19 protein-coding genes and 1 pseudogene are annotated in these 21,199 nt (G+C 67.6%); 9 read left to right on the top strand and 11 right to left on the bottom strand.

The window, feature by feature from the left end; all coding sequences use genetic code 11:
• Positions 1 to 694 precede the first annotated feature (694 nt).
• Both ACFY3J_RS35135 and ACFY3J_RS35130 read left to right on the top strand, forming a co-directional pair.
• Positions 695 to 1,768: a hypothetical protein gene (locus tag ACFY3J_RS35135; protein WP_390842557.1), complete on the top strand. Its 1,074-nt coding sequence runs from the start codon at positions 695 to 697 to the stop codon at positions 1,766 to 1,768.
• Positions 1,769 to 1,782: 14 nt separating this feature from the next.
• Entirely contained in the window at positions 1,783 to 2,055 is a 273-nt protein-coding gene (locus ACFY3J_RS35130) for a hypothetical protein (protein ID WP_390842561.1), read from the top strand.
• On the opposite strand, the pseudogene tpg (ACFY3J_RS35125) reads toward ACFY3J_RS35130, so the two are convergent.
• A pseudogene (gene tpg, locus ACFY3J_RS35125) lies at positions 1,939 to 2,391 on the bottom strand (telomere-protecting terminal protein Tpg); the annotation flags it as partial. The gene ACFY3J_RS35130 and the pseudogene tpg (ACFY3J_RS35125) sit on opposite strands and share 117 nt — an antisense overlap.
• A 984-nt stretch (positions 2,392 to 3,375) precedes the next feature.
• Between tpg (ACFY3J_RS35125) and ACFY3J_RS35120 the strand changes: the two are divergent.
• From ACFY3J_RS35120 to ACFY3J_RS35110, 3 genes are all read left to right on the top strand, one after another.
• Positions 3,376 to 9,483 (top strand): DNRLRE domain-containing protein, encoded by a 6,108-nt coding sequence (locus ACFY3J_RS35120; protein ID WP_390842556.1) that lies wholly within the window; start codon positions 3,376 to 3,378, stop codon positions 9,481 to 9,483.
• A 929-nt stretch (positions 9,484 to 10,412) separates the two neighbouring features.
• The gene (locus ACFY3J_RS35115) at positions 10,413 to 10,934 is read left to right on the top strand and encodes a hypothetical protein (protein WP_390842555.1); all 522 of its coding nucleotides are present in this window, start codon (positions 10,413 to 10,415) and stop codon (positions 10,932 to 10,934) included.
• A gap of 116 nt (positions 10,935 to 11,050) precedes the next feature.
• Complete coding sequence (locus ACFY3J_RS35110) at positions 11,051 to 11,200, top strand: hypothetical protein (RefSeq protein ID WP_390842554.1); 150 nt, start codon at positions 11,051 to 11,053, stop codon at positions 11,198 to 11,200.
• Between the two features lie 113 nt (positions 11,201 to 11,313).
• Here ACFY3J_RS35110 and ACFY3J_RS35105 read toward each other — a convergent pair whose 3' ends face one another.
• A complete protein-coding gene (locus tag ACFY3J_RS35105) occupies positions 11,314 to 11,457 on the bottom strand; it encodes a hypothetical protein (RefSeq protein WP_390842553.1) in 144 nt (47 codons plus the stop codon).
• A 15-nt stretch (positions 11,458 to 11,472) separates the two neighbouring features.
• Between ACFY3J_RS35105 and ACFY3J_RS35100 the strand changes: the two genes are divergently transcribed.
• Positions 11,473 to 11,673: a hypothetical protein gene (locus tag ACFY3J_RS35100; protein WP_390842552.1), complete on the top strand. Its 201-nt coding sequence runs from the start codon at positions 11,473 to 11,475 to the stop codon at positions 11,671 to 11,673.
• Positions 11,674 to 11,795: 122 nt separating this feature from the next.
• Here the strand turns inward: ACFY3J_RS35100 and tpg (ACFY3J_RS35095) are convergent, their stop codons facing one another.
• From tpg (ACFY3J_RS35095) to ACFY3J_RS35070, 6 genes are all read right to left on the bottom strand, one after another.
• On the bottom strand, positions 11,796 to 12,350 hold the full coding sequence (gene tpg, locus ACFY3J_RS35095; protein ID WP_390842551.1) for a telomere-protecting terminal protein Tpg: 555 nt from the start codon (positions 12,348 to 12,350) through the stop codon (positions 11,796 to 11,798).
• 8 nt (positions 12,351 to 12,358) lie between these two features.
• Positions 12,359 to 12,484 (bottom strand): hypothetical protein, encoded by a 126-nt coding sequence (locus ACFY3J_RS35090; protein ID WP_390842550.1) that lies wholly within the window; start codon positions 12,482 to 12,484, stop codon positions 12,359 to 12,361.
• 149 nt (positions 12,485 to 12,633) lie between these two features.
• The gene (locus ACFY3J_RS35085) at positions 12,634 to 14,001 is read right to left on the bottom strand and encodes a replicative DNA helicase (RefSeq protein WP_390842549.1); all 1,368 of its coding nucleotides are present in this window, start codon (positions 13,999 to 14,001) and stop codon (positions 12,634 to 12,636) included.
• Positions 13,998 to 15,119, bottom strand: coding sequence for a hypothetical protein (locus tag ACFY3J_RS35080; RefSeq protein ID WP_390842548.1), 1,122 nt, complete (start codon positions 15,117 to 15,119; stop codon positions 13,998 to 14,000). The genes ACFY3J_RS35085 and ACFY3J_RS35080 overlap by 4 nt, the downstream gene beginning before the upstream one ends.
• Positions 15,120 to 15,383: 264 nt before the next feature.
• On the bottom strand, positions 15,384 to 15,662 hold the full coding sequence (locus ACFY3J_RS35075) for a helix-turn-helix domain-containing protein (RefSeq protein ID WP_388730685.1): 279 nt from the start codon (positions 15,660 to 15,662) through the stop codon (positions 15,384 to 15,386).
• 188 nt (positions 15,663 to 15,850) lie between these two features.
• On the bottom strand, positions 15,851 to 16,291 hold the full coding sequence (locus ACFY3J_RS35070) for a GIY-YIG nuclease family protein (protein WP_388730687.1): 441 nt from the start codon (positions 16,289 to 16,291) through the stop codon (positions 15,851 to 15,853).
• 63 nt (positions 16,292 to 16,354) lie between these two features.
• Between ACFY3J_RS35070 and ACFY3J_RS35065 the strand changes: the two genes are divergently transcribed.
• Complete coding sequence (locus ACFY3J_RS35065) at positions 16,355 to 16,492, top strand: hypothetical protein (protein ID WP_388730690.1); 138 nt, start codon at positions 16,355 to 16,357, stop codon at positions 16,490 to 16,492.
• A gap of 4 nt (positions 16,493 to 16,496) precedes the next feature.
• Positions 16,497 to 17,336 (top strand): DUF1932 domain-containing protein, encoded by an 840-nt coding sequence (locus ACFY3J_RS35060; RefSeq protein WP_390842547.1) that lies wholly within the window; start codon positions 16,497 to 16,499, stop codon positions 17,334 to 17,336.
• Between the two features lie 7 nt (positions 17,337 to 17,343).
• Here ACFY3J_RS35060 and ACFY3J_RS35055 read toward each other — a convergent pair whose 3' ends face one another.
• The 3 genes from ACFY3J_RS35055 to ACFY3J_RS35045 form a co-directional block, all read right to left on the bottom strand.
• Positions 17,344 to 17,913, bottom strand: coding sequence for a guanylate kinase (locus tag ACFY3J_RS35055; protein ID WP_390842546.1), 570 nt, complete (start codon positions 17,911 to 17,913; stop codon positions 17,344 to 17,346).
• Positions 17,910 to 18,923, bottom strand: a complete 1,014-nt coding sequence (locus ACFY3J_RS35050; protein ID WP_388730698.1) for an AAA family ATPase — start codon at positions 18,921 to 18,923, stop codon at positions 17,910 to 17,912. The genes ACFY3J_RS35055 and ACFY3J_RS35050 overlap by 4 nt, the downstream gene beginning before the upstream one ends.
• 207 nt (positions 18,924 to 19,130) lie before the next feature.
• Positions 19,131 to 19,883 (bottom strand): GntR family transcriptional regulator, encoded by a 753-nt coding sequence (locus ACFY3J_RS35045; protein ID WP_390842545.1) that lies wholly within the window; start codon positions 19,881 to 19,883, stop codon positions 19,131 to 19,133.
• Between the two features lie 345 nt (positions 19,884 to 20,228).
• Between ACFY3J_RS35045 and ACFY3J_RS35040 the strand changes: the two genes are divergently transcribed.
• A complete protein-coding gene (locus ACFY3J_RS35040) occupies positions 20,229 to 21,038 on the top strand; it encodes a hypothetical protein (protein WP_390842544.1) in 810 nt (269 codons plus the stop codon).
• The last annotated feature ends 161 nt before the right edge of the window (positions 21,039 to 21,199 follow it).

Raw genomic sequence — 21,199 nt, 5'->3', positions numbered from 1 at the left:
CCCCGCGCCCCCGCCCGCGCCGCCCCCCCCCCGCGCCCGCGGCCGGCCCCGCCCGGGCCCCCCCCCCCGGGCCCCCCGCCCCCCCCCCCCCGGGCGCGCGTGCGCATCCCGCCCACCGGGCTTGCTGCGCAAGCCCGGTGACACTCCGTCCGCTGCGCTCCCGGAGCTGCGGGGACTGCGTCCCCGCGGGTGGCCTCCGCTGCGCTCCAGCCACCGTGCGGGCGCTGCGCACCCACAGGCCGGCCCCGCTGCGCGGGACGGCCAACGGGCCTGCGGCCCGAGCAGCAGCAACGGGGAGGCGTGGCCCGGGCGGTGAGTCTGCATCAGTTGATGCAGCATGTACCTTTGGCAGAACCAGGCCACCCCCTCCGGTGCTTCAAACTGCAGCTCTAGACCAATACTGGAATGGAACCACACCCTTGGGATGTGTGGTCGAGCGCTTCAGTTGGCCATTTGAGCGCCGGGCCGCGGGAGGCCGCATGGTCAGGTTTCGTGAAGCGCCCCTCCTCCAATTGCCTGGAGGGCGTGCAGGACCCTGCCGTGGTGCGGGGTCGGCTGCTGCTCTTGATCGCTCATCACTCAAAGGCCTGCGGATCGCATATGGGCAAACTCCGGTGTCCGCTTGACGCTTGGCCGGGCGATGTCAGAGGGGCTTCGTAGCCTGGTGAGACAGGTAGCACAGGGAGGGAAGCCCATGAACGTAAGTTTCTACAGGAGTCAGCTGGACCGGAAGAACAAGGATCGGGCCGCCGCCGAGAAGAAGGTCGGCGAATTCCGCACGAAGGAGGCCGATCGACGCGGTAAGGCAACCAAGGAGCGGTTGGCTGCGGAGAAGGCGAGCACGGCAAGCACCAGGGCGAGCAAGCTGCGCGCCGCACAGCGGTACGAGGACGAGGCCAACAAGGCAGGTCGTGACGCGGGCACCTGGAGCATCAAGGTCGGCAAGCTCAGCAAGGAGATCTCGGAGCTGTCGGTGAAGCTGGCCAAGGCTGAGACGACCGAGAGAGCTGCTGCGGAGAAGGCCCGCCAGCGCGAGCGGCAGCAGACGGAGCGCCGCGCCGCGGCCGAACAGCGGAAGATCGAGAGCCGTCTATCGACGGCGGAAGGGCAGGTGCGCACGGTGTTGAGGGAACTGCGGGCTCCGAAGCCGGAGAAGCTGCGGGTGCTGCTGCTGGGGGCCGCTTCCGACGGGAGCCTGCGCATCGGGCGGGAACAGGAGCGGATCCGTACGATCGTGCAGCGGGCGACACACCGGGACCTGGTCGACCTGGACGTCCACTCAGCTGCGACGGCGGACACTCTCCTAGACGCCCTTCCCCGCTTCCGTCCTCACATCGTGCACTTCTCCGGACACAGCGGGGAGGACCTGCTGGAGTTCGAGCAGGACGTTGACGACTTCCACGAGAGCGCCATCGTCAGCGCCGGCGCCTTCGCCCGGGCCATCGCGGCCGTGGATGAGAAGCCGCTGCTGGTCGTGCTCAACTCCTGCCACTCCGCCGCGCAGACTGAGGGCCTCGTCGAGACCGTCCCGTTCGCCATCGGCATGGCCAAGTCTATCGGCGACGTCGACGCCATCACCTACGCCGCGCGGTTCTACGCCGCCATCGCCGAAGGGCAGTCCGTACAGGGCGCGCACCTGCTCGGTCGGGCGGCGGTCGAGATGAACGGGCTGCCGGACCATGATGTCCCAGCCCTTACCTATGCCCCGGACGTCGACCCCAGCGCGACGCGGCTGGTGACGCCGCCTCCGGCTTCGGAGATTGCGTAGCGACCAGCGGCGGTGTGCGCGGCTCGACTCGGAGCACACCGCCGCTCGCTGTCCGCACCGCTGCTGGGCGGTTCGGACAGCGAGGAAAGCCAACGGCTCAACTGGCCAACTATCGCGCCCAGTGGCCAACTGAAGTGCAGGGTGAGGTCTGGTTCCATATCGGGAGCGGCTCACAGGTCGATTTCGAGTTGTTCAATGTCGGTAAATTCAATTTCCAGGCCGTGCGCGCGGCGGCCACCGTCACAAAAATAGATGTCACCCAACCCTTCCGCTGCAATATCCCGTAGCTGCTGCTCGCTGGCCCCGGATTCCTGCGCGTCGAAAAGGCGTGCCGCGTACTGCGGAGGCAGGGCGAGGGTGAGGTGCCGGATACGGGCGTCGTCGGTGGTGCCGGGCGCGGCGGTGAATCCAAAGCGGGCGCGGGTGTCGACGATCAGGCCGGTGCTGGTGGCGGCCTAGCGGCGGGCGCGCTCGCGGATGCGGGGCTGCCAGCGGGCGCGCACGGCGTCCTCCAGGCGCTGCGCAAGGTCCGCGCGGGGCCGGCGGATCTGGTCCTTCACGTACCGCTCCACCGTGCGCTGCGAGACGCCGAGGACATCGGCCACAGCACGGGTGCCCTTGAGCCCGCCGACCTCACATGCCCAGTGGTGAGCTTCCCCTCCCGCCGCAGGACCAGCAGACGACGCACCGCCGGCCCCCGCAACGCCCGAACAGACACAGCAGGCAAAACCCCACCCGCCCCCTCCAAGGCCGGATCCCACTCTCCCTCATCCACACCCCCGAGCAGACCAACACTCGCCAGCCAATGAATCAGAACTCACGAAACTGAGACAGCGTCACCCCGCACGCGATAACACCCCCGGGACAGCGATACCCCACGAATCTCTCACATCCAAAACAGCGGCCCTACACCCCTAAACCGCCACCCACCAGCAACAACACGCCCAGACCCACCGTCACTCACCCCACTGCCCCGAAACCGAGAGATCGCACCGGGCCAGGGCGCACGGAAGCACGGGCGCGAGCTCTGCCCCACAGGCTCACAGCCTCACGGCTCACCTCGTCTACCTGGGGAAATGGGGTGTGAGGCTCACAATCTCCGCATCGTCGGGCAGGTCCAGGCGTTGCTTGCGTGGCCGCGGGCGCAGCACGGCCGGGCCGCCGGGCAGTAGGCCCCTGTTGCACAGGAACTTGACGCGGCCTCCTGCCGAAAATTTCTGGCCACAGATGGGGCACGACTGGCTGGAAATCGGTGACACACTCCACGGCCAGAGTAAATGATTAACAAAGAAAGTAAATTTGGAGACGTGGAATAATTGGTTCAATATTCGCACTATTGCGCCTGGCCATAGACGGCCTTCATGATCAATCCACTCAAACCTACTGACCATGGGCAACGCTCAGGCGGGCTTGGTAAAGAAATCGCCGAGATAGGTTTAAGACTTACCGCGAGAAACCTGTGATCCTCCTGTGTTGATGCAGGCACGACAACTGCACTGACACAGGGGACTTACATGACACATGTCTTTGGCAGAGACGAACGGCCTGGGGCGGCCAACGTTGAGAGACCATTACTGCCGCCGCCGTCCGTGCGGCGCCTGCGAGCTGTGGCAGCGGCGCTGACTTTGCTGATGGCAGCCGAGGCTGCCATCGCGGTCGAGTCCTCGGGCCAAGCAGTCGCGCTATCACATGAGTTGCCGGGCAAGGACTCCAAGAAATCTCGAAAGGCATCCAAGGACCTGGGGTCTGCCACGGCTGCCACGGAGGCCGCAGCCCGCCTGAAGGCGAAGATCCAGAACCGGCGGATCGAGGTCACCGGCGCCCGTACGGAAACGTCCACGACCTATGTGAACCCTGACGGCACGGTCACGGAACAGGCATACTCCGGTCCGATCCGGTTCAAGGACGACCACGGCGTATGGCAGGACATCGACGTCTCCCTGACACGGGCCAGCGACGGATCGATCAGGGCTAAGCGGCACCCCCACGCACTGGCGATCGCCGGTAGGAGCAGCGCTCCGAAAGGTCTGAAGCGCGCCGGCAGGAAGGGCGCGGGGGCGCCGGTGCCGCTGGTCGAGATGGAGGACCAGGCCGGTCGGCAGATGCAGCTCGGCTGGTACGGGGCCTTGCCCGAGCCCATCATCGAAGGTGCCGAGAGCACGGTCGCCCGCTACAAGGACGCTCTGCCCGCCACCGACCTGCTCATCGAGGCCACCCGGACCGGCTACGAGCAGTTCCTGGAGCTGAAGAGCCATTCCGCCGTGGACGCGAACGGTGAGGTCACCTACGGTCTGAAGGCCGAGGGGCTGACCGCGAAGGCGCGCGCCGATGGGTCGATCACCTTCACCGACGCCAAGGGCAAGATCACTGGGATCTTGCCGACCCCGGTGATGTGGGACGCCCGCACCGACAAGCACTCGGGTGAGCGCACCCACACGGCGAAGGTCGGGGTGAAGGTCTCGCAGGACGGCGACATCGTCACCATCACCCTGACTCCGGACGCTGAGTTCCTGGCCGATGAGGCGACGCAGTTCCCGGTTACCATCGACCCGTCGATCAACGTCGGTGCCAGTTTCGACACCTTCGTTCAGGAGGGCTACAGCACCGACCAGTCGACCGCGACCGAGCTGAAGATCGGCAACAACGGGTCCGGGCAGAGGGCCCGTTCGTTCCTGTCGTTCCCGATGAAGAACATCACCGGGAAGCAGATCAATGCGGCGAAACTGAACCTGTTCGAGTTCCACTCCTGGTCGTGCACGGCCAAGGGCTGGGAGGTGGTGAGCACGGGGGCGGCCAGTACCAGCACCCGTTGGACCAGCCAGCCCACCTGGGGGCAGACGTACGCCACCAGCACCCAGACCAAGGGGTACTCCAGCTCCTGTAACGACGGCTGGGTCAGCGCGGATGCGACCTCGCTGGTGAAGGCATGGGCCGCCAACGGCAACGGCTCCAATCACCTGGGCCTGCGCGCTTCAGACGAGTCCGACCCGTACGGCTGGAAGCGGTTCAACTCCGGCAACGCCGCCACCAACACGCCCTATCTCTCGGTCACCTACAACTCCATACCCGACGTGCCAACCCTGATTTCCCCGGCGGACAAGGGCGCCACGAACAGCACCACCCCGATCCTTTCGGCGAAGGCCCTGGACGGGGACGGCTCACAGGTCCGGCTGGACTTCGAGGTCTGGGCGCAGAACGGCACCTCCGCGCTGCGCTCCGGCTCCAGTGGTTACGTCGCGTCCGGCGCGCAGGCGTCCTGGAAGCCTTTGGCGCTGCCGGAAGGCACGTACAAGTGGCGTTCGCGCTCGTACGACGGGAATGCGAACAGCGCCTGGTCCACCTTCCGTGCCCTTACCGTCGACACCACGCCTCCGTCCACGACGAAGATCTCTTCCACTGACTTCCCGGCCGGTCAGTGGTCCGGCACGCCCGACGACAACGGTGACTTCACCGGCACGTTCACCTTCACTCCGCCGGCCACCGATGTGAAGGAAGTCCAGTGGAAAGTGGACTCGGGCGCCTGGCAGTCGGCGGCCACCACCGGAGCCGCCGTCAGCCGCAAGCCCGTCTTCCGCGCGGGCAAGCACACCCTGACCGCCCGCACTCGGGACGCGGCAGGCAACGTGTCGGCGGAGACGAGCCACACCTTCCTTGCCGGTTCCGGCGCCGCTCTGCTCTCTCCCGGTGACGGGGAACGCCCGTCCCGCCGTGCCGAGTTGGCGGGCGAGGGCAAGGCGAACGACACCGGGGTGCGCTACCAGTACCGGCGCGGTGAGACGGACACCTGGACCGATGTCCCGGTCAAGTACATCCGTCGCAAGGCCGACGGCTCCGCGCTGGCCGCGTGGCCGGCGAAGGTCACGGGCGGCATCGCCGAGTCGTTGATCTGGAACATCACCGATGACCCGGATGTCGACGGACCGGTGGATGTCCGCGCGGTGTTCACCGACGGAACCACTACCGATGCCTCCCCGGCCAGCACCATCACGGTGGACCGCAACGCCGGCCAGGCCCCCAGCGCCGAGGTCGGGCCCGGCAGCGTGAACACGCTCACCGGCGACTTCGGCCTGTCGGCCACGGACGCCTCAGCCTTCGACCTGACGGTCACGCGATCCTTCTCCTCCCGCCGCCCGGCCAACGGCAGCGGGCAGGAGGGACAAGCCGCGATCTTCGGGCCGCAGTGGACCGCCGGCACCACCGCTGAGATCTCCGACAGCGACTGGACCTACCTGCGCAAGACCTCGGCCGCCTCGGTGGCGGTCGTGAACGTGGACGGTGACGAGATCGGGTTCACCGCGACCAAGGACGGCGGCTGGAAGCCGGAAACTGGTGCCGAAGACCTGACGCTGACTGGCAAGCTGACCGAATCCTTCACGCTGAAGGACTCGGGGGGCACCACCACCACGTTCGCCAAGGTGAGCACGGCGGCCACGACCTGGCAGGTGTCGACCACTTACCTGCCCACCGACAACTCAACTACCAAGGTGGTCTCGGAGAAGGACCCGAACAGCCCGGACACCAAGCCGCTGGCCCGGCCCAAGTACGTGATCGCGCCGACCTCGGCCGTATCTCAGTCGACCTGCGAAACGACGCCGTCGACCAAGGGCTGCCGGATGCTGGAGTACGTGTACGCGGCCTCCACCACCGCCAGCAGCAACACGCTGGGTGACGTTGCGGGTCAGGTCAAGCAGATCCGCCTGTGGGCCACCGATCCCGGCGCTTCCGCCGCCACGGCCACGGTCATCGCCCAGTACGCGTACGACAGCCAGGGCCGCCTGCGTGAGCAATGGGATCCCCGTATCTCCCCGGCGCTGAAGACGGCCTACGCCTACGACGGCGCCGGTCGGGTCACCGGCCTGACCCCGCCGGGCGAACTGCCGTGGACGTTTGAGTATGGCAAGGTCGGTGACAACGCAGTGGCCGGAGACGGCATGCTGCTGGCAGCCTCCCGCCCGACCCTGAAGGCGGGCACCACGAACGAGCAGGACGGTGGCAAGGCCGTCACCTCCGTCATCTACAACGTGCCCCTGTCCGGCAACAAGGCCCCCAACCAGGTGTCGCCCGAAGAGGCGGCCAAGTGGGGACAGACCGACGCCCCCACGGACGCCACCGCCGTCTTCCCCGCCGACCAAGTGCCGCTCTCCCACAACGGAAGCGACCTGGGTGCAGGCGACTACGACAAGGCGACCGTCACCTACACCAACGCCTCAGGACGTTCCGTCAACACCGGCCTGCCTGGCCGGCACCTGACCGTCACCCAGTACGACCGGTTCGGCAACGCCGTCTTCGAACTCACGGCCACCAACCGCGAACTGGCTCTCGGAAATGCCGACTACCAGGTCAACACCCAAAGCGAACTGGGCATACTCAGTGCCTCCCCAGCCGAACGCGCCCGCCAGCTCGGCACCACCTCGGTGTATTCCGCCGACGGCAAGCGCCTGCTGGAAAAGTCCGAGCCGCTGCACCTGATCACCCTCACGCGCGCCCTCAAGGGCGCAGGGGACAGCCCCGACCTCCCGGCGGGCGCCCAGATCGCCGCGCGCTCGCACACCGTCAACCGCTACGACGAAGGGCGGCCCACCGACGGCACCGCTGCGGTGAGCGACCAGATCACCACCGCCATGGTGGGCGCCGCGATCGACGGCTACCCGACCGATGGGGACATACGCACCACCGCAACCGCCTATGATTGGGCGAAGGGCCTGCCCGTCAAGGAAGTCACCGACCCCGACGGGCTCAAGCTGACCAAGACGACCAGCTACGACACCCAGGGGCGCGTGATCAAGACGACGCTGCCCAAGTCCACTGGAGACGATGCCGGAGCAACTGTGACCCGGTACTGGTCGGCCACCGGTACTGGTGCCTGCGCCGGCCGTCCCGAGTGGGCGGATCTGGAGTGCTCCACGGGCCCGGCTGGCAAGATCACTGGCGGAAGCTCCAACCCCGCCGAGCTGCCACTGAAGACCACCGAGTACGACCGCTGGGGCAACGCAGCCAAGGTCACCGAAACGGCCAACGGCGTCACCCGCACCACGACGAACACTTATGATGCGGCAGGTCGTCTGAAGCAAACCCAGGTCACCGGCGGCGTCGGAACCGCGGTCCCGGACCAGAGCACCACCTACGCCCCGGACAGCGGCAAGGTGGCCACCGTCTCCAACGGAACCACCACCATCCGCCGCACCAGCGACGTACTCGGCCGCGAAATCTCCTACGACGACGGCGCGGGCAACATCACCCGCACCGAGTACGACAACCGCGACCGCAAGATCAGGGTCGCCGACTCGGCCCCGTCGACGGCCACCTACGACTACGACAACCCCGCCGGTCTGCCCACCCGGGTCCACGACTCGGTGATGGGCACCATCGGCGACGTCACCGGCTACTACGACTCCGACGGCCACCTCTACAAGGAGAAGCTGCCGTGGAACATGGACGTCGAGTTCAACCTCGACCCCACCGGCACTGAGACCTCCCGCTACTGGCACTGGGAGTCCGGCTGGACCATCCAGGGCGAGACCAGCAGCAAGTCCATCCACGACCAGGTCGTCTCCCGCACCACCTACACCGGAGGCGGCGCCTACCAGGAGTACACCTACGACGCCGCAGGCCGCCTGACCCGAGTCGACGACTCTCAGGCCGGCGTCACCACCCACCGCGCCTACACCTTCGACAACAACGCCAACCGCACCTCCCTGACCACCACACTCGACGATGTCGACGGAGGCACGCCGACCGTCACAACCGTCAACTCGACCTACGACAGCGCCGACCGGCTGATCGCCCCCGGCACCGTTTACGACGCCTTCGGCCGCACCACCGCCCAAGCCGGCGGCGCCCAGAACGCCTACTACACCAACGACCTCGTCCGCCAGATCACCGCGAACTCCAAGCGCACGACCTGGATTCTGGACGCGGCCGGGCGCCTTGCCTCCTCGAAGACTGAAGAGCAGACAGAGGATGGCACCTGGGGCGCAGCCACCACCGAGACCAACCACTACGGCAGCGACGGCGACAGCGCGGACTGGGCCACAGAGGACAGCGGCACCATCAGCCGCAGCCTCCAGGACCTGGCCGGCAACCTGATTGCCACAACCAGCGCGAGCAGCGACATCGTCCTGCAACTCGCCAACATACACGGCGACATCGCCACGCAGATCCCGCTGGTGGACAACACCACCCCGGTGATCAACACCTACGACGAATACGGTGCCCCCCTGCCCGGCACCGACCCCGCCCGCTACGGCTGGCTCGGCGGCAAACAACGCTCCACCGAAACCCCCAACGGCGTAACCCTCATGGGAGTGCGCCTCTACGACCCGTCCACCGGACGCTTCCTGTCCGTAGACCCCATTCCCGGCGGCAACGCCAACGCCTACGACTACTGCCATGCGGATCCCGTCAACTGCTTCGATCTCAATGGAAAGTGGTCACTGCGCTCTTCACTGCGCCGACATTTCTATCGTGCGAGCGGACGGGTCAATCGCTGGGTGAACCGCCACCCTACGGTGCGTCGAGTCTATTACGCTTCTGTTCATGCGGGTGGCCGCGTGTATCGCAATCACTACGTCAGAGCCTGCACGGTATGGGGCGCTGGCGGAGCTGGGCCGGTCATCGCGTACGGCTTCTGGGCTGGGCCAGTCAACTGGGGCTTGGCCGGGGTCACCGGTGCCTTCGGCTGCGGAGCCGGAATGGCCGGTTACAGATGGAACTAAAAAAGAGGCGGCACAAATGCGCTCCCCGGATCGTAAACCCGACAGTATCGGGTCCATCATCGCTTCCATTGCCAGCGTGAGCAGCATGTATGTGGCTCACCTCGCGATGCCGACATTGTCAATCGGCTTCCTGGTCATCCCTGGAATTATCATTGGGACGACTACCGCAATCGCGATACGCAAACCGTGGAGAACGAGATAGCGGATTGACCTGAGCGTAAAACCTGTGCAATGGCTCGATAGTCAAATAGCAGCATATTGCACGCGGTGACAGGTGGCCCCCGGCGAAAGAAGGTTTCGCCGGGGGTCGCGCACCGCCTGCGGGGCTAGAATTCCATTACCTGGCGGTCGGATAAAAACGGCGCCCTGCCGCGCTCGGTATGCGGGACGTTGTACTGACGCATCGCCAGATAGTCAGGGCGGGACGGCCCGGCGGGTCAACGGGCAGCGGGGCTTGACCCAAGGCCGGGTAGTGAACAACACGCGGGTCTACGCCCCGGTAGTGCCGACCTCGGCGCCTACTTGGTGCGATGTCACCGCAGGTCAGCCACTTGACACACGTCGCAGGCGCAGCACAGAAATCGACGTGTTATTGATCTGCAAGCCCTAACGTATCTGCGCTGGCGGCCAGCCAGTTGACGTGGCTCGGGCATCGGGCGGGAATGCGAGCAACGGAGCCCCGTTGAAGCAGGTAGTCAGAGGGAGTGGGCCAGGCTGTGGCCTTGGCAGCACGGTGCGCACGTACTTGACAGGTAGTCGAGCAACCCTTCTTAGGGCCAGGAGGAAATCCACTGCATACCGTCAAATGCGGGCGAACTCTCGCTGCCTGCTCGCAGTCGACCGCCAAAGAGTGAAGCGTGCCATGTAATTCGGTCCCAGCTCGCCGCCGGCACGTGCCGCGCCGAGTGCGGCGGCCGATGATGCAGGTGGTGGCATTGATGAAGGCTGCACCCTGGAATCCCCATCGGGAAATCCTAACACCACCCCTATGCAGTTCCGATTATCGCCCGCACGGCAAAGTCAATAAAATCTCTTCTTTTGTGTTTTTCGTCAATCTTTTAGGTGATCGAGTGAAGAGTCCGGAATTTAAAGTGGGCGACAAAGTCAGCCACCGAATAGAAGAAGGCAACGTGGGGGAGGTTGTGGCAGTCCGTAGTGCCCGGTGGCCGTTTCGGTACTGGATATATGACGTTCAGTGGCGGGAAGGTGTATTGCCTGTGCCGATGCGAGAGGGGCTATGGCAGGTACAAGAGAAAACCGTCACCATCGTCCTCGATGATCGGGCCCTTCCCGAGGACTCTGGAACCGATGACGCCGCACAGCGCACCGAGCCCGCCGCCACGCCCATGAACCCGGCCACGAACAGCGACCGCATGGACACGTCCCCTTCCCTGCCAGGCCCTCCGGACACCGAACCGGACGGTAATAGCAATGAGTTGATCGGCCGATGAGTCGGCCCTCGTCGCGACACCCCTTGCTCGTGCCGACCCGGCCCCGATGGCCTCACCCAATGGATGAGCTGAAAGCAAGAAGGCCCTGTCCGCCTCGAGGTTGGCAGACGGGGCCCATGGGCAGCGATCAGGCAGGCACCGCCCGAGACGCAGTTCCCGGCCAGGCCCTGGAGCTGTGCCGGCGGTTGCAGAGCGACCTGGCTCGCCTGGAGCAGGACATCGCCAGCCAGGCCTCCCCGCCGGACACCGCGCCCGGCACCGACTGACGTCAGGCGGCGGCCTCCGGGCCGGTGCCCTGCGCCCGGGCGAGGGGCGTCCAGCACGCGCTCGCCCGGGGAGCCGATCACCTCGCCCGCCTCGGCGGGGCCGCCGCCCGGGCTCACCGGGCGGCGGCACTGGCAACGGCAGCCACCATGGCGACCAGCACCGCCGCACCGGCCAGGGCAACGATGAACGGCTGGGTGCACCTTGAGGCGGCCCGCAGCGCCAGGGCGAGGCGGTGAAGAAGAAGTTCCTGCCGCACCGCGAGAATCGGGCGATGACCGACCGCCGCCCGCTGGGCACCGGACCCGACCGCGCCGACGTCTCCCGCACGCGAGACACCGAGCTGCCACCCACGCCACGCGCCCAGCTCGCCGCCGAACGCCTCCCCACCACCCCGGCCGCCGAACCGAAATCGCGCCCACCGGCCGGGCGCCGCGTGCTCGGTGCCGGCCCCGCCGCGCCCGGACAGGTGTAGAGCAGCACGGCCGGGCACGGATTGCGGGCCGTGCGCTCGCGTACGACCTGCACGTAGCTCTGGCTGCCGCGGCCGGCCGGTTCGGGAACGGGTAATTGATGCTCGCCGTTTCGGTCTCCTGATCAGAAATCCAGGTCCAGGTAATCAATTTCGTTGAGGACGACGTCTGACAGTCCCATGGCACGCGCTCCGCTGTCCTGGAAATAGATCTCTTTGAATCCGTGGGCGATAATCTGCCGCATCTGCTGGTCGCTGGCCCCGGCGTTGCGGGCGTCGAACAGGCGGCGGGCGTACTCCGGAGGGAGGTGCACGGTGAGGCGGCGGAAACGGCCGTCGTCGGTCGTACCAATGGGCGCGGTGTACCCGAACCGGGCCCTCGTCTCCACCGTGATCCCGCCCGTGGTCGCGGCCTGTCGCTGCCGGCGCTTGCGCACCTGCGGCTGCCAGCGCTGCCGTACTGCGTCGTCGATCTTCGCGGCGATGTCGGCGCGGGCGTGCTTGCGGGCGCCGCGACGGTAGCGGTTCACGGAGTCGGCGGTGACACCGATCTCCTGGGCGACGGCCTTCGCACTGCCCAACTGCTTGAGCAGGTAGCCGATCTGGCCCTTGAGCGTCTTGGGCGGCTCACGGGTGAACGACTCCCGGTCGGCGCGTTCCATCGCGTCATGGATCTCCACGGTGGCACTCAACTCCCTTCAGGGGTGGGGTCCTGGCCGTCGGGGTCGACCAGCCGGAACCAGGTCTCGCGCGTCTCGCGCAGGTCGTGCCACAGCTCGAACCGGGCAGAGGAGCGGCAGGTGCGCATGGACATCTGCAGGGCCCCGCATGGGTGCCTCCGATGCCCGTGCGGGGCTCTCCGTTCATGATCGACTGTGCGGGCCGCTGTAAGGCGTTCACGGCCGGGCCGGGGTAGTTGCCCGGCGCCGGGCTGAACTCGCCGCACAGCGGCGTCCAGGGCGGTTAGAGGGCGGGTTCTTCGTCGGCGGACATGTCGCGCAGGCGGCTGTAGTGGAACTGGTGGGCCACGGTGACGGTGGCCGTGGGCCCGTTGCGGTGCTTGGCCACGATCAGGTCGGTCTCCCCGGACCGCTCAGACTCGGGCTCGTAGTAGTCCTCGCGGTGCAACAGGATGATCGAATCGGCGTCCTGCTCCAGGGCGCCGGAGTCACGCAGGTCACTGACCGCCGGCCTCTTGTCCTGCCGCTGCTCAGGGCCGCGGTTGAGTTGGGCCAGGGCGATGAGCACGGCACCGGTGTCGGCGGCGAGAATCTTCAGTTCGCGGCTGATCTCCGTGACCCGCTCGTAGGGAGACTGCCGGGCGTTGCGCTGGTCGGTCTGCATGAGCTGGAGGTAGTCCACGACCACCAGCGGGGCCCGGCCGGTCTCGCGGACGATGGACTTGATCCGCGAGCGGATGCGGGCGGGGCTGACGCGGGCGCTGTAGTCCATCCACAGCGGGAGGTCCCGGAGTTCGGGGGCGTGCCGGTCCAGGCGGTCCCAGTCGTCTTGCGTCAGGCCGTCGACACCGTCGCGGATGTGATGGAAGGCCACGCGGGCCCGGGCGGACAGGATGCGGTTGCTGACTTCGGCGCGGCCCATTTCCAGGCTGTGCACGAGGGTGGGAGCTCCGGTGCGGGCGTTCGCGGTGGCGACGCCGAGGGCGAACGCCGACTTGCCCATGGCCGGGCGGGCGGCAACCACGATCATCTGCCCGGGCATGAGCTTCATCAGGGCGTCCAGGTCGGTGAAGCCGGTGACGGCGGCCGGCGGGAGGGACACGGCCAGGCTGTCCAGGTGGGCGTCCAGATGGTCACCGAACCGGCCGAAGTCGTCATCGTCCGCCTGGCCGTCGGCCGCGAGGTACTCCAGCTCCGCCTGATGGGCGGCGATGGCGTCCGGCACCGACAGCGGGTCCGCCAGGCGGGCGCCCTGCATCCCGCGCACCAGCGTGCTCTGATAGCGGCGCACCTGGGCATAGCCGTGCACGAGATCGGCGTAGTGGCCGGCCTCAGCCGGGGAGCACGCCTCACTCGCGATCTGGGACAGGCCGGCCAGGCCGCCCACGCGCTCGAGGCCGCCGGTGCGGCGCAGTTCCGCCTCCACGGCCGGTACGCCGGTCGGGTGGCTGGCGCCGTGCAGCCGCTGCACCGCCGACCACACCAGCTCGTGCGCGGGCTCGTGCCAGTCACCCTCACGCACGGCACGCGCCACGTCGGCCACCGGGTCGTAGGACGGGGTCGCCATCAGGCAGGCGCCCAGCGCGCGGCGCTCCGCGTCCACGGACACGGCCTGCTCCTGCTGCGCCTGGTCCAGGGTCTGGGTGGTCACTTGGCCGCCTCCACGCCGCTGCGGGTGATGCCGGGGTGCGTGCAGCGGCGCTGCGGACCGCTGTCGTCGTCGTCCAGGAGCCAGCCGTACTCATCGCACCCGGTGCAGGCGGCGATGACGGCGCGTGATGATGCCGGCCGCGGGCTGCTGCCCGGCGCGGGAGCGGTCTGCGGGCGCACCAACGCGTAGCGGCGCAGGTCCTGCACCCACCCGGGCAGGCACTTCGTCCAGGAGGTCGCACCGCCGGTGTTCTTCAGCACCTCCGCTTCGAGCAGGCCGCGGTGGTCAGCATCCAGGCCCGCCAGGGACGGCCAGCCCTGCTTGCGCATCGTGCGCAGCAGCTTCGGCGCGCACTTGCGGGCAGTGGCCGCACCCGCCTGCCACCGCTGCATCTGCTGCAAGAAGTCCTCAGCCGCAGTGATCTCCTCCAGGGAGAACTCCGCCTCCTCCTCCCTCTGTGACGGAAGCGACCCCGTGGTGCGCGTGGGAGGGGTAGGGGAGGAGGAATCCTCCTCCTCCGGGGGGTGTGGGGGGGGAGGAGCGGATCGCGGGTTTTCCGCAGTCCGGCTCTGACCAGGCGAAACGCGGGTTTCCGGATCGCGGGTTTTCCGCGATCCGGCTCCGGACTGCGGGTTTTCCGCAGTCCGGCTCTGACCAGGCGAAACGCGGGTTTCCCGCGATCCGGAAGGCTGGGAATCGCGGGTTCCCCGCACTTCGGCGCTGACCTGCTGCGATGCGGCGATGCCGAGATCGACGTACTGCTCGTTGTTCGCGGGGTTCCGGTAGACCCGGGTGACCCAGGTCGGACGCTGGGTGGACTCGTCGTAGACCGAGACGCGCGCGAGGTGGCCAGCCGTCGTCAGCCGCTTCGCGATGGCGTTGTAGCGGTCCTTGCCCATCTTCCAGCCGCGGGCTTGGAGGTCAGCGCGGATCGCTTCCATGGTCGACGGCAGGCGCGGATCCCGCAGCAGCAACTCGGCCAGAACGCCGAGGTCCTCCGGCTGCAGCGTCGGAGTGCGGACCAGCTCACGCCGCAGGACAACCTCTTCCGGAGGCTCCCACGCGCGCTCGAATCGGGAGTCCCCGAACTCGTCGGACGGGCTGTGCAAGAGGTACATCTCCCCAGGTAGGGGAGCCATGACCAGCGAATGTGACCTAGCTGCGGCCCGGAGTAGTGGCGTTGCGCAATCTGATGCGCATACTCTGGGTACAGGTGACCACGCGGGCCCTAGGGCCCACGGGCATCACCCGGCAGACGAGGTCACCTCGCTGCTCACGACTCGGAACTTTTGCAGGGTGCGAGTCGATCGCTAGGAAGCGGTCCCGTTGTGGCGACGGGGCCGCTTCAGCGTTTCTACGGGGGGTGGTCGGAACGGTGCACTTCAGCCTGCCTCCGCGAGCTCGAAGCCGTCAGCCGCCTCGGGATACTTCTCTGCCCATCCCTTGAGTAGGCGCAGATATGCGTCTCGATGCCGACGGCGCGGCTCGGACTGCCCATTCTCCCAACGTAGGAAGGCCATCCGATGCACCCCGAAGGCCTGTGCGACTTCCATCTGAGTCAGGCCGGAGGCCTTGCGGAGCCGGGCCCGAACCTCAGGCGGAGGGAGAACATCGGCAGGTCGGCTGAGCAACGCATCCACAGCCTTGTACAGATCACCCATCACTCCCCCTTCCATGTGATCCCAAACTGTACATCAAATGCTGCTCCGGAGGTCGCAATTGAGGACGTGTCAGTGCGCGAGAGCCATGTGCGGACAGAACCACGGGACGGAGACAACGTCCGACGTGCCCGGAATGCCGGGCTCACCGGACGGGAAGCGCGGAGAAAGCTGCCCGCCCTGCCGGAAGGTCAGCTGTCGCACAGGCATCTCCCAGCTTCCTTCCAGGTCGGGCACTCCCGTTCCACCCGCTCGTACACACTCGGAGGGTCATCCGGAAACCACTGAGAAAACTCCTCAACGGAGAGGTGGTCGTAGCGCAACTCGTGCATCGGCTGCCGGCGTCCGGTGCGCTCGCCTTCCTCCACCTGCGCGACTTTCACGAACGGGCTTACGACCCCCACCGGATCCGGTCCGAGGTCAAACCACTCGCCGTGATGACGCTTGTCGGCGAATCGGCGGTGAAGCTCGGCCTCGACGATGGCGCCGCCCTCGAAGACCGCGAGTAGTTGTAGGAGGACAGGCGAACCAGTCTGCAGATGACGGAGCCGTCGCTCCGGATTGTCGGTCCAACCGATCTTTACCAACGGTGAGTCGGGAGAACCGATCAGGTATACGCGGTCGGTAGCCAACGGATCTCCTTGATCGGTGGGCACGGACGCGGCGACCGTGGCACTGACTTGGCTAGGTGTCTGGTGAGCGGCGGCCACCAGGCCGGCCTGCGCACCATCTGGCTGCGTGGCCGCCCCTGGCCCGACGCACTTCCCGCCGCGCGCCACGTCGTCGACGACGTCACCGACGCCATCACCATCCTGCTCAACGAGACGGAGTAGCACCGTGGACCAGCCGACCATCGGCATCCTCCACCCCGGCAGCATGGGCGCCGCCGTCGCCGCCTGCGCCGCGACCAACGCAGCGGCGGTCCTGTGGTGTGAGACCGGGCGCAGCGCCGCGTCCGCAGAGCGCGCCGCCCAGTTCGGCCTGACGCCTGTGACCACGCTGTCCGAACTGCTGGACCGCAGTGACGTCGTCATCAGCCTCTGCCCGCCGGTAGCCGCAGAGGACCTGGTCCGAGAGGTCGCCGGGCACCGCTTTGCCGGGATGTACGTGGAGGCGAACGCCATCAACCCCGAACGGGCGCAGCGGATCGCCGCGCTGCTCGAACCGGACGCGACCGTCGTGGACGGCGGCATTGTCGGCTCCCCGCCGGTCGGCGGTAAGACGCCGACCCTGTACCTGTCCGGCCCGGCCTCCGCGACCGAGCGCATCGAGGCGCTGTTCGTGGGCACCGACGTCCGGACGGCGGTGCTGGGCACGGAAGTCGGGAAGGCATCCGCGCTGAAGCTGTCGTACGCGTCGTTCCAGAAGACAAGCCGAGTGCTGGTGGCGCTCGCAGTCGGGATGGCGCGCGAGCACGGCGTCGACCAGGAGCTCATTGAGGTCGCCTCCCGGCGCACCGACTCGTACCTCTCCGAGCCGCAATACATCGCCAAGACGGCCGCGCGCGCCTGGCGCTGGGGACCGGAGCTGGAGGAAGCCGCCGACGCGCTCGCGGCCGCCGGCCTCCCGCCGGAGATGCTGCGCGCAGCCGCGGCCACGCTGGCACGGTGGAACGACGTCAAGGACGACGGCGAACTCACGCTCACCGACGCCCTGGACCGACTCGCCCAGGCGTAGCCCGCGCTCATGCCGTCGCCGCTCCCGCCCGCTGCGCCAGCAGCTGGTCGATGAGCCGCGCCGTGTCCCGCGGCGTCGACGCCGTGGTGTCCACGGTCAGGTCCCAGACCATGCTCGGGTGCGCGTCCAGGTCCCCCCGGGTCGCGTCCCACGCCGCCAGCCGCGCCGTGGTGTCGCTGTCGCCTCGGCCTGCGGATCGCTCCGCAGTCGCCTCGCGCGGGCACCACAGCAGCACCACCGCCCAGTCCGCCGGGTAGCCGTCGATCAGGGCCCGGATGCCGCCTACCTGCCCCAGGTGCACCACCGGCACCCCGGCCGCGAACGCGGCGTCCAGGCCGGGCACGTCGATGACGTATGCGTTGCCGTAGCGGCTGTTTGCGTAGACGACTCCGCCCGCGGCCTCCAGCTCGCGCAGTTGCTCCGCCGTGCCCATCCGGTAGCCGGTCGACTTGCCCGACCCGACTTTGAGTCGTGCGAACTGGCGGTACTGCGCACGCAGCTCGGTGAGCGCCGCCGTGACGGTGTCCTTGCCCGCCGCTGGCGGGCCGTACAGGATCACGCCCTGACGTCCGGTCATGCGTACATCGCCCCCATCGCCTGCCGGGCCTGGTCCGCGAGCGTCACCGCGGTTCCCAGCCGGTTGTCGACGACCAGGTGCGGCACCGCCGGGCGCAGGTCCAGGTCGATGGTCGCCATGTACTCGTCCCAGCGCTGGAGCTTCCACGCATCGCGGGCCGCGGACCGGAAAGTGATGTACTCGCGCATCGAATCCTCGTCGCAGCGCACCCACACCGGGAAGACGTCGACACCCATGGACGCCGCCCGATTGGACAGGCGCTGCATCCAGTCCGGGTCGGTCATCTCCGAGATGAACGGCGCCGAGAGCACAGTGCTGATCCCGCACTTGATGTTGGCCATGGCTGACTGCATGAGGCAGTCGTACTCCACAGACCGGACACGCTCCCGATAGAGCTCTGTGTGCCGGTCGTTCGGGTCGCCGCCCAGCGCGATCAAGAGCCGTTCCACGAGCGGCCGGGTGAGCGGGTCCTTGTCGAGCAGCGGCCAGCCGGTGAGATGGACGAAGAAGCGAGCGAGCTCCGTCTTCCCGCTACCCGCAAAACCGCCCACCAGGATCAGGACCGGACGGTGCGGGTCGCCGCCGGTGTGCCGGCGCTTCCACGCGTCGATGATCCGCTGCTGCAGAGCGAAGTGCCCAGCATCCTCGGTGCCCGGCGAGATGCGGTGGATCGCCCGCTCGACGGCCAGGACGTGCGCGCCGTTGAGCCGGTCGTCCATGGGCGTGAGCTTGAAGGACGTCTCCTCCCCCGGCAGAGCGGCCCGGAAGCCGAGGTCGGGCTCCGTCGCCCGGTAGAGGAGGCAGTAGGCGCGCCGATAGTGCGGGCCCGGGTAGACCTCGCCCTGCTCGTGCTGCCACAAGGTCTGGGGATTCGCCGCCGGGATGCCTTTCAGCTTGGCTCGCTCGGCAACCTCGCGGAGGCGCTCGCCAGCCTTCTCCAGGGTCAGACCGTGGGCCTCCCGTTGCTCCCGCAGACGGTCCGGCCTCCACCCCGCTCGATGCTTCCCCACCCTGGTCCCCTCCGTCGTCGCCATGGCCCGTGAGCCTAGGCCGCAGGCGCCAAATCCCATGTGTACGCGGATGTTGAAAACCCGTGAACGAGGGTGCGCACGGGCTTCGACAAGCCTTTGTGATGTTGCACGACAGTTCCAGGCGGTGTGATGGCCCCCACACAGCGAAGGGCTTGAGGGGGCAGACGAGTGGCTATTCACCGAAGGTCAGGAGCGGCCTCCATGCCACACACCGGGTCGGAGAATGTCCTCCCATACCTCCAGCGGGCCTTCGTCGTCGGAGTAGAGGGTCCGCAAGACGAGAACCGGGACAGGAACGTCCGGCGGCACGTCGATGCCGAACTCATCAAGTTCGTTGTTAGAGGCCAGTCGCGCCGTACTCTGCTCCGGTCCTGCGGTGATCGTCTTGCCGGTGCGCTCGGTGTAAAGGTCGTGCCGGAACTTCGGCATCGGTCCTTCGTCGAGCAGTTCCGGCAGGGGGCCCAGGGCCCGCATGTGGATCATGTTCAGAGCCAAGACCGTGGGTTTGCCGTCCTGCACAAAGGTTCGGCTCCTCAGCACAATCTCGTCGTACAGGTCGATCCCGAGAAGGTTCGCAACCTCGGCATCGGCGCACGAGCGAAGCACAGAGCGAGAGTTCACGTAGGTCTCCCGGGGAGCCAGCGGCCTGCCGGTGCGGCGAAGGCGCTCCAAACGTGCCGCGCCCGTAAGGATCGAGGGCGGGACTTCGCTGGGGCCCAGCACAGTGGTGCCGCTGCCTTGTGTCGTACGAATCAGCCCTTCCGCCTCCAGGGCCTGGTAGGCGCGATGGACCGTCGCTGTAGCTCCCTTGCCTTCTGCGACAAGGGCCTGGACCGACGGGAGTCGGTCGCCAGGGCCGTAGTCGCCGTTCTCGATTTTTCTCGCGATTTCATCCGCGATCTGTCGCCACTTTGGCGGCTTCGGGGCCGGGGCTGGCATGGCGACTCCTCTCGGCTCGGCTTGTGCAAACAGTCAACCACATTCTAGAAGACCTTGACATCTCTTCTAGAAGACTTCATCGTGGTGTCTGCGAACGGCGCTAAGCGCCCTTCGCCTTCGCACCAGCACGACTGCACAACTGCAGGAGTCACCACCTCCCAGAGGTGGGGGCAGTGGGGTGAGCCGAGCTCCCCCGGCCTAGGCGTCTGTACCGAATAGCTCCACCTGATCTACCTCGAACGGCGCTGCTGCGCTGTCTGTCCGCCAGGACCAACCTGTCGAAAGGCCGGCCTGGCGCGGCAGAGAAGGCAGCACCCGCACCCGATCCCATGTCAGGAGGATTCGATGCCCCGCGTTCGTCCCGGCCGTGTCCGGACCAAGAACACGAACCGCCGTGAGGCGCTCAAGCTCAGCGGCATGGCCCCGGAGGACTTCAATGTCCGACCCGGCGAAGTGAAGTCGATCGCCTGTCCCGACTGCCGCACCTGGCGCCGGATCATGGGCGAAAAGGTCCTCAAGATCCGCGAGCACTGCATCTCCGACAAGGTCGCGGAGGGCGAGAAGCACGTCACCTGCCCCGGCAGCGACCAGCTCGTGGTCATCGACATCGACGTCCGGCGCTGGCAGTCCGAGCAGAACCGGCTGCTGCGCGACGCGATGCCGCAGGAGAACCGGCGCGCGGCTCGCCAGTTCTACAAGCCGCTCCCGGCCCCGGCCGCTCCGGTCTCCCGGATCAAGGCGGAGGTCACGCTGGAGTCGACCCGCCAGTCCTACCTCGCCCACCGCAAGGGATGCACGCGGTGTGTCGGCGGCCAGCACTGCACGGACGGCGGCATCCTGGCTCGCCGCTACGTTTTCGCGCTCAACCAGGAGCCCGCCCGCCGCGAGGCCCGCGAGCAGCTGGAGCGCCAGGAGCGGCGCATTGCGCGGAAGCAGTCGGTGCCGGCGGTCCGCAAGGCGCAGTGGGCCAAGCACGGCGGCAAGGCGGTCGAGACGGCGAACAACCGCTGCGCGGAGCGCACCCCGGGGTCGCTCTCCGAGTTCCGCGGCCCCCAACTCCCGCTGGCGCCGCAGAACGTGGAGGCGCACGACCGGCGCCAGGCCGAACTGGGCAAGCGGTACGCGCGGCGGAACGCGACCACGTCAGCCGCCTGACCCGCACACCGAGACGATCGACCACGGCCCTGGCCGCCCCGCAACAAGGGGGCGGCCGGGGCCGTGGCTGCTCGTATGGCAGCAAACAGCCCCCGGACTGGGCAGTTCCAGGGGCCGTCTGCAGTCCCGAGATGGGCAGTCCCGGGGCTGATCTCACGCTA

The sequence above is a fragment of the Streptomyces sp. NPDC001231 genome (assembly GCF_042896885.1).
Lineage (GTDB): Bacteria > Actinomycetota > Actinomycetes > Streptomycetales > Streptomycetaceae > Streptomyces.
The sequence above is the reverse complement of the archived record's forward strand: the minus strand, read 5'-3'. Positions and strand labels throughout refer to the sequence as shown.